The following is a 12,827-nucleotide window of genomic DNA, read 5'->3' as shown; positions in this document are numbered from 1 at the left end:
AATTTACCCGCTAATTTAATTTTTTGCCTTGAAGTTCCAAAAGCCTGCCCCATATAAAGAGTCATAGTGCAGATTAGACACTTTGTTAATTGGAGATTTACACAATGACTGCAGCACAAAAAGAAACATTAGGCTTTCAAACAGAAGTCAAACAACTATTAAACCTGATGATTCATTCTCTTTATTCTAATAAAGAGATATTTTTACGTGAGCTTGTATCAAACGCCTCAGATGCGGCAGATAAATTACGTTTCCTTGCGCTTTCTAATGGCGATTTATATGAAAATGATGCGGAACTAAAAGTACGTATCAGTGCCGATAAAGAAGCAAACACGGTCACCATTACTGATAACGGTATTGGTATGAGCCGTGAAGATGTGATTAATTCACTAGGTACCATTGCAAAATCTGGCACTGCAGAGTTTTTCCAAAACCTAACAGGCGACCAAAGCAAAGATTCACAATTGATTGGTCAATTTGGTGTTGGTTTTTACTCAGCATTTATCGTTGCTGACAAAGTAACAGTGCGTACTCGTAAAGCAGGTGAAAGCCAAGGTATTGAATGGCAATCTGCAGGTGAAGGTGAGTACACATTACAAGAGATTGATAAACCATCACGCGGTACCGAAATTATTCTTCACCTTCGTGAAGACGAAACAGAGTTTGCTGATGAGTTCCGTTTACGTAGTATCGTAACTAAATACTCTGATCATATTTCGATTCCTGTTGAAATGTATAAAGCAGAAGTACCTGAATCTGAAGGTCCTGATGGCGAGAAGATTCCAGCACAGCCAGGCGAGTGGGAAGGTATTAACCGCGCGACAGCACTATGGACTCGTGATAAGTCAGAAGTAACAGACGAAGAGTACAAAGAGTTTTATAAGCATATCGGTCATGATTGGGAAGAGCCACTAAGCTGGGCACATAACAAGGTTGAAGGTAAAACAGAATACACTAGCCTGTTATACATCCCGAAAAAAGCACCTTTCGATTTATGGAACCGTGAGCGTCAATCAGGTTTAAAACTGTATGTGCAACGCGTTTTCATTATGGATGACGCAGAGCAGTTCATGCCAAGCTACCTACGTTTTGTGAAAGGTTTACTTGATTCAAACGACTTACCACTTAACGTGTCGCGTGAAATCTTGCAAGACAACAAAGTAACACAGGCAATCCGTAAAGGTTGTACATCGCGCGTACTTAAAATGCTCGAGCGCATGGCGAAAAACCGCGAAGAAGATTATCAATCTTTCTGGAACGAATTTGGTCAGGTGTTAAAAGAAGGCCCAGCGGAAGATATGGCAAATAAAGAAGCCATTGCTAAGCTACTGCGTTTCGCTTCTACACATACTGACGAAAGCACACAAAATGTATCGCTTGAACAATACATTGAGCGTATGAAGCCAGAGCAAGATAAGATTTACTATGTCGTTGCTGATTCATTCGCTGCAGCGAAAAACTCACCACACTTAGAGATCTTCCGTAAGAAGGGCATCGAAGTATTGCTACTAAGTGACCGTGTTGATGAGTGGATGATGAGCTACTTAACAGAGTTCAACGAAAAGTCATTCCAGTCAATTACCCGTGGTGACTTAGATTTAGGCAACATGGATGACGAAGAAACGAAAAAGGCGCAAGAAGAGTCAGAAAAAGAAGTTGCTGGCCTAGTTGAGCGTATTAAAACAGCACTAGGTGATAACGTTAAAGACGTACGCTTTACGCATCGTCTAACGGACTCTCCTGCATGTGTTGTTGCTGATGAGCATGATATGAGCTCACAAATGCAAAAGTTAATGGAATCAGTTGGTCAAACTGTGCCTGAGCAAAAGCCAATTTTTGAGCTTAACCCAGAGCATCAGCTTGTTAAACACTTAAATGTTGAACAAGATGAAGACAAGTTTTCCCAGTGGTCACAAGTACTTCTAGATCAAGCACTACTCGCTGAGCGCGGAACTTTAAAAGACCCTGCAGGCTTTGTAACTCGTTTGAATAAACTTATGCTAGATTTAAGCAAATAAGCGTTTTAGCATAATGAGTTGGAAAAGGGAGCAAGGCTCCCTTTTTTATTGCCGCTAATATAGGCAATTGGTATAAGTTACTTGAGGTATAGCCTTAGTTGTGGAAGAATTCAGGCTCTAAAAACAAAACTCCACTGATCGACCATTTTTAAGATTAGTATCACACAGAGGACAATGATATGCGCATTATTCTTTTGGGCGCGCCGGGTGCAGGTAAAGGTACTCAAGCTCAGTTTTTGATGGACAAATACGGTATTCCACAAATTTCTACGGGCGATATGCTGCGTGCAGCAATCAAAGAAGGTACACCACTTGGTCTTGAAGCTAAAAAAGTAATGGATGCAGGTCAATTAGTATCTGACGAAATTATTATCGGTCTAGTTAAAGAGCGCATCGCTAAGCCAGATTGCGAAAAAGGTTTCTTACTAGATGGTTTCCCTCGTACTATTCCTCAAGCAGATGCAATGAAAGAGAATGGCGTGGTAGTTGATCACGTTATCGAATTTGACGTTGCTGACGAAATCATCGTTGAGCGTATGGGCGGCCGTCGCGTACACCCTGGTTCTGGTCGTGTTTATCACGTTGTTTATAACCCACCTAAAGTCGATGGCAAAGATGACATCACAGGTGAAGATCTAATCATTCGTGATGACGACACTGAAGAAACAGTACGTAAGCGTTTAGGTATTTACCACGACCAAACTAAACCATTAGTTGATTACTACCAAGCTGAAGCAAAAGCAGGCAACACTCAGTACCACAAATTAGACGGTACTCAAGCTGTTGAAGCTGTTAGCCAACAACTTGGTGAGCTACTAGGTTAATTTACCTTTTAGAATCACAAATAAAAAACCGCCTCTGGGCGGTTTTTTTGTGTCTGTCTCACTGCAAGTAAAATTGCGCTTTACAGTTTCTTTAATGCCGCAATGGCACCGTCGTAATCAGGCTCTTTTGATAAATTATCAACTAGCTGCTTATAAACGATGTTATGTTCTTTATCTAACACAAACACTGCACGGGTTAATAAGCCCATATCTTTGATAATCAAACCGTAGTTCTTACCAAAGTCACGCCACACTGAGTCAGACAAAGTCACCACTTTGTCGATATTTTCGGCTTTACAAAAACGCTTTTGTGCAAACGGTAAATCTGCGCTTAAGGTAAGCATAGCAACACTTGGGTACTCAGTAGCTACTTTTTCATTAAAGTGTTTGGTTTGAATACTACACACACCCGTATCTAAACTTGGCACTACGCTTAAAAGCACTGCTTGACCATGGTAGTTATCTAGTGTGACAGGTGTAAAGCTGCCATCTACTACTTTAAAATTAGGTGCTTTTTGACCAACTTCAACACCTTGACCTAGTAAAGTGACCGGCTTAGATTGGGCAGAAACCTTACCTGCATCTAAACTATTTTCTGATAAATCACCAGCATAACTAAACGTGCATACAGCACCTAGTGCAAATATTAGCGGACGTAACATAATAAGATTCCTTCAAATTAACGCATTTAACATCAGTGTATTATACTCATAGAGTGGCTCAAAGGATTAGTACAATTTAAAATTGTAAATAACCAATAGTTTGATTAACATGTGTTCGTGAACCGATTTTTTATATAGAAAAATAATAATAAAGTTACTGGCACTAGTTAGTATCTAGTTAAAAGTGCGTATTTAGAGAGAAGGTATGTCAACATCGGTATTAGTTTGTGATGATTCAAAGTTAGCACGTCGACAATTAGCGCGCTCTTTACCCGATGATTGGGATATTAAAGTTGAGTTCGCTGAAAATGGTGTGCACTGTATTGAGCAGATTAAAAAAATTCAGCCAGAAATTCTATTTCTCGATTTAAACATGCCTGAAATGGATGGCTATGAAGTGCTTCAAGCCATTCAAGAACAGGACCTTCATGTTCTCACCGTGGTTGTGTCTGGTGATATTCAACCTAATGCGCATCAACGAGTGCTAGAGTTAGGTGCCATCGACTTTATTCAAAAACCTTGCTCTGCGGAAAAGCTCGCTAATATCATCGAACACCATGGTATTAAAGATAAAGCCATGCGTGAGCGCCTTGCTAATAAGCTAGGTGAGCAAGTTGACCCAGATGTGCGTGATATCTATCAAGAGCTCACTAACGTCGCTATGGGGCAAGCAGGGGACTTATTAGCGCGTCTTCTTAATGTATTCGTAAAGCTGCCTATCCCTAATGTAAATGTATTAGAAGTAAATGAGCTTGATATGGCTCTGCGCTCTATTGATGCTAATGCAACTACATCGGGTGTATGCCAAGGTTTTATCGGCGGTGGAGTATCTGGCGAAGCATTACTACTTTTAAACGATTCAAGTTTTAAAGAAATCGCGTCATTGATGAATTACGAAGGTGAGCTAAACGATAATGTCGAGCTTGAGCTGTTAATGGATGTGAGCAACATTCTGATCGGTGCGATTTTATCAGGGCTTTCTAAACAGCTCGATATGCGTTTTAGCCAAGGTCATCCTGTGGTGCTAGGGCAGCATTGTGATGTCACCGATTTAGTAAAAGCCAATAAATCTCGCTGGCAACGAACACTGGCGATTGAGATCAGCTATGGCATCGAAAATCACAATATTAACTGTGATTTGATGTTGCTGTTCACTGAGGACTCACTTAAAACCCTTAAGTACAAAGTAGCTTATTTATTAGAAGACTAAACTATGCCTGCAGCCGATTTTAATATGAATGAACTCCATTGGTTAATGGATATGTTTAATACCGTTGATGTAGGCCTAGTAGTGCTCGATAGAGACTACAAAGTATGCATCTGGAATGGTTTTATGGAAAACCATTCAGGCTTGCTACCAAGCGCGGTGAAAGATAAAGATCTGTTTGATTTATTTCCATCAATTGATGAAAAGTGGTTTCGCAGTAAATCAGAGTCTGTGTTCATACTAAATAATCGTTCATTTACTATTTGGGAGCAGCAGCCATATATTTTCCGTTTCAAAAACTACCGCCCAATTACCGGTAAAGCGGATCATATGTATCAAAATGCTACCTTTATTCCGCTGACAACGACCACAGGTGAAGTGTCGCATATCTGTATCATTATTTATGATGTAACGGATGAAGCTGTAAACAAAAAAGAGCTAGAAGAAGCCAACAGTAAGCTTGAACAAATGAGTCGAACAGATGCGCTGACTAAACTGACCAACCGTGGTTATTGGGAAGAAAAATTACGTAAAGAGTATATGCGTATTGTTCGCAGTGGCGGGTGTAGCAGTTTGTTGATGTTTGATATTGATCATTTTAAAAAGGTTAATGATGAGCATGGCCATCGCGGAGGTGATGAGGCGTTGCGTCATATTGCTGACCTTCTGCGTAAGACTTTGCGTGAAACCGATTTAGCTGGCCGCTATGGTGGTGAAGAGTTTGCGGTAACCTTGCTAGATACTGATCATGAAGGTGCGCATATTTTTGCTGAGCGATTAAGAACACTGATTGAGAACTCATCAATATACTTTGATGGCAAACAAATTCAACTGACGGTCAGTATTGGTTTTGCCTGCTTTGACGAAAAGTTTGATCGCTACGAAAAGTGGGTTGAAGCGGCAGATAAAGCCTTGTATCACTCTAAAGAAAATGGCCGTAACATGGTTACTGCTTATACAGATTTATAAAAAGGGGCAAAAGCCCCTTTTTTATACTAATTTTCTTAAGATTTTGCCGATTAAATGCCAAGTGGCGGTAAAACGAGAATATCTGTTTTAAGTAGCTTCATGACCTTTTCAGCAGTATTACCAATTAAATGACCTTTAATACCTGTATTACCAACCGAGCCCATAATCACTAAATCAGCATTTAATTTTGCTGCAACACTTGGAATCACTTGTTCAACCACACCAGCTTTGATTTTTAGTTTTTCTTTTAAGTCGTGCGCTTCAATTAAGGTACGCTGCGCGACGGGGAGTTTTTCAAAAGCATTTGTCACTTGTTCATCTGAAAATACAATGCCTAAATCACGTAAAAATGGTGACACGTGCACGGTATAACACGCATAAAATTCGCTTTCGTAGTCTTTAGCATAGGCCAAACCTGCTTTAATAATTGCCTCGTTTAAACAGTATTTAGTGGCTTTTTCGCTGCCTAAATCAAGAGCCGCGAGTACATTGGTATTGTTACGCCATTTGTTATCGGCGGCTAGGTAAAGGGGGAGTGGGCTAAAACGGATAAGCTGCCAATCTAGTTCGCTAAATTGCGTTTCTTCGTCAATGTGACGGGTTTTAATCACCATATCATAGTTTGACGTATCAAGCTCATTTGCAAGCCACTGTACTGGGCTTTCATGCCACAGGTTTTGCAATGTATAACTGCCGTCATCTAGATGCTCACTGATCAGAGGGCTAAGCGCTGCACGGACTTTAGCGAGTTCTTTGTCTTGTATCGCAAGCGCTTCATCTGGTGGAATAGAGAATAAAATGTTATTGGTATCTTCATAACTAAAAGCAACAAGATCAATATGCTTAACGCCTTTGGCTTTTTGCTTTGCATGTAAAATAGACGTTTTAGCATCGGCTATTGAGTCGATGATCACCAGTATTTTTTTATTCATTTTGGCTACTCTGTTGTGTGTCGGGTATCACTGCTTGGGCATTCACCCAGTAATGAAACTTCACCTGTTGAGGTTTCTTGTTCCAGTTTTACCTTAAAGCCCCATAGCCTGTAAAGGTGTTTTAGCACTTCATCTTTTGATTTAGCTAAGGGAATATTGTTATGGGGGACATAGCGCAGAGTTAATGAACGATCTCCTCTGATATCAACGTTATAGACTTGAATATTTGGCTCGAGATTACTTAAGTTATATTGAGCCGAAAGCGTTTCACGAACTTGTTGATAACCTAGCTCATCATGAATTGCCCCCACATTAAGAGTCGGTTCTTTTTCATGGTCAATAATGGTAAATAATTTAAAATCACGAATTATTTTCGGCGATAAAAACTGGCTTATAAAGCTCTCGTCTTTAAAGTTTTGCATTGCGAAATGCAGCGTCTCTAACCAATCGCTGCCTGCATATTCAGGGAACCACTTTTTATCTTCATCAGTTGGGTTTTCACACATTCTGCGGATATCAACCATCATGTTAAAGCCAAGGGCATAAGGGTTTATACCTGAATAATAGTTACTGTTGTATGGTGGTTGATACACTACATTTGTATGGCTTTGTAAAAACTCGAGCATAAAGGCATCTGTGAGTTTTCCTTCATCGTAAAGGTGGTTCAAAATGGTGTAATGCCAAAATGTTGCCCAGCCCTCATTCATAACTTGAGTTTGTTTTTGTGGATAAAAATATTGAGAAATCTTACGAACAATACGGATGACTTCCCGTTGCCATGACTCAAGCAGCGGGGCATTTTTCTCGATGAAGTACAAAATGTTTTCTTGTGGCTCATCAGGAAAGCGGCGCTCACGCTTTTTAGACTCTTGCTGTGAAGTTGGAATAGTACGCCAAAGTTCATTCACTTGTGATTGTAGGTAATCTTCACGTTCTTGTTGGCGCTTTTGTTCTTCATACAGTGAAATTCGTTGCGGACGCTTGTAACGGTCTACACCATAATTCATAAGGGCATGACATGAATCAATCAGGTTTTCGACCTCGGTAATGCCGTATTTTTCTTCGCATTTAGCTATGTAATTTTTTGCAAATAACAAGTAATCGATAATTGAGCTGGCATCGGTCCAGGTTTTAAATAAGTAATTACCTTTAAAAAACGAGTTGTGGCCATAGCAAGCATGAGCCATTACCAAAGCTTGCATTGGTAGGGTATTTTCTTCCATTAAATAAGCAATACAAGGGTCTGAGTTAATAACAATTTCATAAGCGAGGCCCATTTGTCCTCGTTTATAGTTTTGTTCTGTTTGAATGAATTTTTTACCATACGACCAGTGGCTGTAGCCAATCGGCATCCCTACACTGGAATAGGCATCCATCATTTGTTCTGCGGTGATCACCTCAATTTGATTTGGGTAGGTATCGAGTTTATAAATTTTCGCAACCCGCTCAATCTCAGTTTGATACTCTGCTAATAAATCAAAGGTCCAATCAGGACCGTCACTAATACGTTTATCGGCCATACTTTACCTCACTCGCAAGGCTATGCGGCGCCTTGCTGCTGACGATTCTTTTTAAATAATTCACGGAAAATAGGGTAAATGTCCTCAACGCCCCGGATATGTTGCATTGCAAAATTGTCGTGGGTTTGCGCTATCGACTGATACTCTCGCCACAAGCTTTGATGGGCACGGGCTGTAATTTCGATGTAGGCGTAATAGCGCACCGCCTTTAGTAGTTTATTACGTAAAATTTCGCCACAGTTCGGTGAGTCGTCTGCCCAGTTGTCGCCATCAGAGGCTTGTGCTGCATAAATGTTCCACTCTTCTGGGTTGTAGCGATCAGCGATAATTTCGTTCATTAGCTTTAATGCGCTCGATACAATTGTGCCACCCGTTTCCTGAGAATAGAAAAACTCTTGCTCATCTACTTCTTTCGCTTGGGTATGATGGCGAATATAGACGACTTCTATATTTTTGTAGCTGCGGGTTAGAAATTGATAAAGCAAAATATAAAAGCGTTTTGCCATATCTTTAGTAGCTTGGTCCATCGAACCTGAGACATCCATTAAGCAAAACATCACTGCTTTGCTTGTAGGATGTGGCTGTTTTTCATAATTACGAAAACGTAGGTCATAATTATCAATAAATGGCACTGCGTTAATGCGACTTTGTAGTTCCTCAATTTGACGTTCGAGTAACGCAATGGCAGCTTTGTCTGGTTCTTCCTCTGCTTTTAGCAACGCTAACTGACCTTCAAGCTCAGCAAGGTGGCGCTTTTTGCCTGCGGTCATTGCTACTCTGCGAGCAAGTGAGCCTTGTAATGAGCGCACTATATCAATATTGCTTGGCATGCCATCATTACAAAAACCTGCACGATGGGTTTTCATTTGTACGAGTTTATCTAGCTGATTTTGTTGTAGGTTAGGCAGTTCAAGATCTTCGAACAGTAAGTCTAAGTATTCATCCTTTGAAATGGAGAATACAAAGTCATCTTGTCCTTCACCCGAGTCACTGGCTTCACCTTCGCCACTGCCTCCACCTTGACCACCCCCTTGCGGCCGCTTGATTTTATCGCCCGTAGAGAATTGATCATTACCTGGGTGGATTTGTTCGCGGTCACCGCCACGTCCTTGATGAAAAATAGGTTCACTGATATCACGTTGCGGAATAGAAATACTCTCGCCGCTGGTAGTATCGGTTACGCTACGCTTATTAATGGCATCAGATACCGCTTCTTTAATCTGTTTCTTATAACGCCTGATGAACCGTTGACGATTCAAGGTACTTTTGTTTTTTCCATTCAGGCGTCGGTCAATAAAATGCGCCATAACAACCCCCTTAAAACAAACGTTTTTTACTGCGATTTTCTAACGCGTAAATACCATTCAGAAAGTAAACGTACTTGTTTTTGGGTATAGCCTTTCTCAACCATACGATTGACAAAGTCTTCGTGTTTTTTCTGATCTTCAGCCGAGGTTTTCGCATTGAAAGAAATAACAGGCAGTAGGTCTTCAGTGTTTGAGAACATTTTTTTCTCAATAACAGTGCGAAGTTTTTCGTAACTGGTCCAAAGCGGGTTCTTGCCTTGGTTGTGTGCACGCGCACGCAATACAAAGTTGACAATTTCATTACGGAAATCTTTAGGATTTGAAATACCCGCAGGTTTTTCAATCTTCTCAAGCTCTGCATTGAGTGCTGCACGGTCAAATAGCTGGCCTGTATCTGGGTCACGATATTCTTGATCTTGGATCCAGAAATCAGCATAAGTGACGTAACGGTCGAAGATGTTTTGTCCGTATTCAGAATAAGATTCTAAATACGCCGTTTGTAACTCTTTACCGATAAACTCAACGTACTGAGGAATGAGGTAACCTTTTAAGTGGCTTAAGTAACGCTCCTCAACATCGGCAGTAAACTGCTCACGCTCAATTTGCTGCTCCAGCACATAGAATAAGTGCACGGGGTTAGCAGCTACTTCTGTGGTATCGAAGTTAAATACCCGCGATAGAATCTTAAACGCAAAGCGGGTAGATAGCCCTGTCATGCCTTCATCAACACCGGCGTAGTCGCGGTATTCTTGATACGACTTAGCTTTCGGGTCGGTGTCTTTTAAGCTTTCGCCATCATAGACTCGCATTTTTGAATAAATGCTTGAGTTTTCTGGCTCTTTAATCCGCGAAAGTGTGGTAAATTGCGCCAGTGTCTTTAATGTGCCGGGTGCACATGGTGCATCATGTAACTCACTGTTTTCAAGTAGTTTATTGTAAATTTTAACTTCTTCAGACACACGTAAACAATAAGGTACTTTGACGATGTAAACACGGTCTAAAAATGCTTCATTATTTTTGTTGTTCTTAAATGTTTGCCACTCAGATTCATTTGAGTGAGCTAATATCATGCCATTAAACGGTAGGGCACTAATACCTTCTGTGCCGTTGTAATTGCCTTCTTGAGTGGCTGTAAGCAGTGGGTGTAGCACCTTGATTGGCGCTTTAAACATTTCCACAAACTCCATTAAGCCTTGGTTTGCTAAGCAAAGGGCACCAGAGTATGCATATGCATCAGGGTCGTTTTGCGCAAAGTGCTCAAGCTGGCGAATATCTACTTTACCTACCAAAGCTGAAATATCTTGATTGTTTTCATCGCCTGGTTCTGTTTTGGCAATTGCGATTTGATTTAAAATTGATGGGTAGCGCTTAACTACTCTGAATTGGCTAATATCACCATTAAACTCACTTAAGCGTTTTGCAGCCCATGGTGACATCACTGTTTTTAAATAACGTGGCTTAATGCCGTATTCTTTTTCTAAAAGCTCAGCGTCTTCATTTGGGTCAAATAACGCTAGAGGGTGGTCGTTGACGGGCGAGCCTTTTATTGAGTAAATTGGTACTTGTTGCATTAAATATTTAAGCTTTTCAGCAATTGATGATTTACCACCACCTACTGGGCCAAGTAAATACAGCACTTGCTTACATTCTTCTAAGCCCTGCGCAGCATGCTTTAAGTAAGAGACGATTTGTTCAATGGCATCTTCCATACCATAAAAATCGTGAAATGCAGGGTAGCGTGCAACTACGCGATTTGAAAACAGCCTGCTTAAGCGCGCATCGGTCGATGTGTCGATAATTTCCGGCTCACCGATCGCCATCAATAGACGTTCAGGTGCGCTGGCATAAGCTGATTTATCCTTCTTACAGATTTCGAGAAATTCCTCAATACTGTATTCTTCTTCTTGCGCTGCTTCGTATCGTGATTGGTAATGCTCAAAAATACTCATAGAGACCTCCGAAAACCCGCTAAAATGACGTGTAATTAGATTAAGAGAAAAGCAAAGGCTAATTAAAGCTTAGTCACGATTTTGAATTTTTGCGCAAGAAAATTAAGAATTTAATTGAAAAAAGCTCATCTTGATTACGCTTTTTGGCTGAGGACTTGGCTGCGACTTAGAGGGGGCGTGCAATGGCAATAAAAAAGACGCCGAAGCGTCTTTTTTGGATTACTGTTAGTAACAGAAGATTAAGCGAAGTTAGCGTTCGCGAAGTCCCAGTTAACTAATGCCCAGAAACCTTTTAGGTAATCTGGACGAACGTTACGGTAATCGATGTAGTAAGCGTGTTCCCAAAGATCCACAGTTAGGATTGGTGTAACACCTTCATCAGTTAATGGAGTTGCAGCATTTGACGTGTTTACGATATCAAGTGTGCCGTCAGCTAGTTTAACTAACCAAGTCCAGCTTGAACCAAAGTTGTTTACTGCTTTATCGTTTAACGCTTCTTTGAATGCGTCGAAAGAACCCCATTTAGCATTGATCGCGTCAGCGATTGCGCCAGTAGGCTCGCCACCACCGTTTGGAGATAGGCTGTTCCAGTAGAAAGTGTGGTTCCAGATTTGTGCAGCATTGTTAAATACGCCACCTTCTGAAGAACATACGATTTCTTCTAGAGATTTGTTTTCGAATTCTGTGCCTGGGATCAGACCGTTTAATTTCACAACGTAAGTGTTGTGGTGTTTACCGTGGTGAAACTCTAGAGTCTCTTTTGAAATATGTGGCTCTAATGCATCGATTGCGTATGGTAGTGACGGTAGTTCAAATGCCATTTTTTATCTCCATCTTCTTGGTTGATAGTCCACTCAGTTATAGGTAATAGCAAGGTAAACAGCGTACTTACCTATACCAAGTGGTATTATAGTGTTACTATAATTGTTGAGTATTTTACTCAAGTTTTAGCAAACAGCAATGCTATTGCTAAAGACTATTTAAAATTGTGGCTACGAATGCCGATTTTAAGTTATATATCTGAGGCCACAGTGAAACTTTTTCAAGGCCAATGTAGTAAGCCAATGTCTTTTTTGAGGTTGTAAATGGAAACCATCGATAAAATTAAACAGCAAATTTCTGAAAATCCAATCCTTCTTTACATGAAGGGATCACCAAAGTTACCTAACTGTGGTTTTTCTTCACAAGCATCACAAGCACTTATGGCATGTGGTGAGCAGTTTGCTTACGTTGACATTCTACTTAACCCAGACATCCGTGCAGAGTTACCTGCATACGCAAACTGGCCAACATTCCCACAATTATGGGTAGAAGGCGAGCTTATCGGTGGTTGTGACATTATCATCGAAATGTTTCAGCGTGGTGAATTACAACCACTAATTACTGAAACAGCTGCAAAGTACAAAGAAAAAGACGCTGAATAATCGAATTTAGTGTAG

The 12,827-nt window shown here is 40.7% G+C and carries 11 protein-coding genes; 5 read left to right on the top strand and 6 right to left on the bottom strand.

The annotated features are described in order from the left end of the window. Positions 1-104: 104 nt before the first annotated feature. Together htpG and adk are read left to right on the top strand one after the other, a co-directional pair. Positions 105-2,018: a molecular chaperone HtpG gene (gene htpG / locus J8Z25_RS10090; protein ID WP_250661001.1), complete on the top strand. Its 1,914-nt coding sequence runs from the start codon at positions 105-107 to the stop codon at positions 2,016-2,018. Positions 2,019-2,197: 179 nt separating this feature from the next. Next, the gene (gene adk, locus J8Z25_RS10085) at positions 2,198-2,842 is read left to right on the top strand and encodes an adenylate kinase (protein WP_036967590.1); all 645 of its coding nucleotides are present in this window, start codon (positions 2,198-2,200) and stop codon (positions 2,840-2,842) included. 80 nt (positions 2,843-2,922) lie between these two features. Here the strand turns inward: adk and tpx are convergent, their stop codons facing one another. Beyond that, entirely contained in the window at positions 2,923-3,504 is a 582-nt protein-coding gene (tpx, locus tag J8Z25_RS10080; RefSeq protein WP_250661000.1) for a thiol peroxidase, read from the bottom strand. A 205-nt stretch (positions 3,505-3,709) separates the two neighbouring features. Here tpx and J8Z25_RS10075 point away from each other — a divergent pair, with 205 nt between their 5' ends. Both J8Z25_RS10075 and J8Z25_RS10070 read left to right on the top strand, forming a co-directional pair. Further along, a complete protein-coding gene (locus J8Z25_RS10075; RefSeq protein ID WP_130051263.1) occupies positions 3,710-4,714 on the top strand; it encodes a response regulator in 1,005 nt (334 codons plus the stop codon). A gap of 3 nt (positions 4,715-4,717) precedes the next feature. Next, on the top strand, positions 4,718-5,680 hold the full coding sequence (locus tag J8Z25_RS10070; protein ID WP_130051264.1) for a sensor domain-containing diguanylate cyclase: 963 nt from the start codon (positions 4,718-4,720) through the stop codon (positions 5,678-5,680). Between the two features lie 50 nt (positions 5,681-5,730). Here the strand turns inward: J8Z25_RS10070 and J8Z25_RS10065 are convergent, their stop codons facing one another. The 5 genes from J8Z25_RS10065 to J8Z25_RS10045 form a co-directional block, all read right to left on the bottom strand. Beyond that, a complete protein-coding gene (locus tag J8Z25_RS10065; RefSeq protein ID WP_130051265.1) occupies positions 5,731-6,612 on the bottom strand; it encodes a universal stress protein in 882 nt (293 codons plus the stop codon). A 5-nt stretch (positions 6,613-6,617) separates the two neighbouring features. Next, positions 6,618-8,132: a SpoVR family protein gene (locus J8Z25_RS10060; RefSeq protein ID WP_130051266.1), complete on the bottom strand. Its 1,515-nt coding sequence runs from the start codon at positions 8,130-8,132 to the stop codon at positions 6,618-6,620. A 20-nt stretch (positions 8,133-8,152) separates the two neighbouring features. Beyond that, positions 8,153-9,439 (bottom strand): YeaH/YhbH family protein, encoded by a 1,287-nt coding sequence (locus J8Z25_RS10055; protein WP_130051267.1) that lies wholly within the window; start codon positions 9,437-9,439, stop codon positions 8,153-8,155. Between the two features lie 26 nt (positions 9,440-9,465). Further along, entirely contained in the window at positions 9,466-11,388 is a 1,923-nt protein-coding gene (locus J8Z25_RS10050) for a PrkA family serine protein kinase (protein WP_130051268.1), read from the bottom strand. Positions 11,389-11,627: 239 nt separating this feature from the next. Further along, positions 11,628-12,209, bottom strand: coding sequence for a superoxide dismutase (locus J8Z25_RS10045; RefSeq protein WP_054551537.1), 582 nt, complete (start codon positions 12,207-12,209; stop codon positions 11,628-11,630). Between the two features lie 264 nt (positions 12,210-12,473). Here J8Z25_RS10045 and J8Z25_RS10040 point away from each other — a divergent pair, with 264 nt between their 5' ends. After that, positions 12,474-12,812, top strand: a complete 339-nt coding sequence (locus J8Z25_RS10040) for a Grx4 family monothiol glutaredoxin (RefSeq protein ID WP_054551536.1) — start codon at positions 12,474-12,476, stop codon at positions 12,810-12,812. The last annotated feature ends 15 nt before the right edge of the window (positions 12,813-12,827 follow it).

This window comes from Pseudoalteromonas sp. SCSIO 43101, from assembly GCF_023650775.1.
Classification (GTDB): Bacteria; Pseudomonadota; Gammaproteobacteria; order Enterobacterales; family Alteromonadaceae; genus Pseudoalteromonas; species Pseudoalteromonas apostichopi.
The sequence above is the reverse complement of the archived record's forward strand: the minus strand, read 5'-3'. Positions and strand labels throughout refer to the sequence as shown.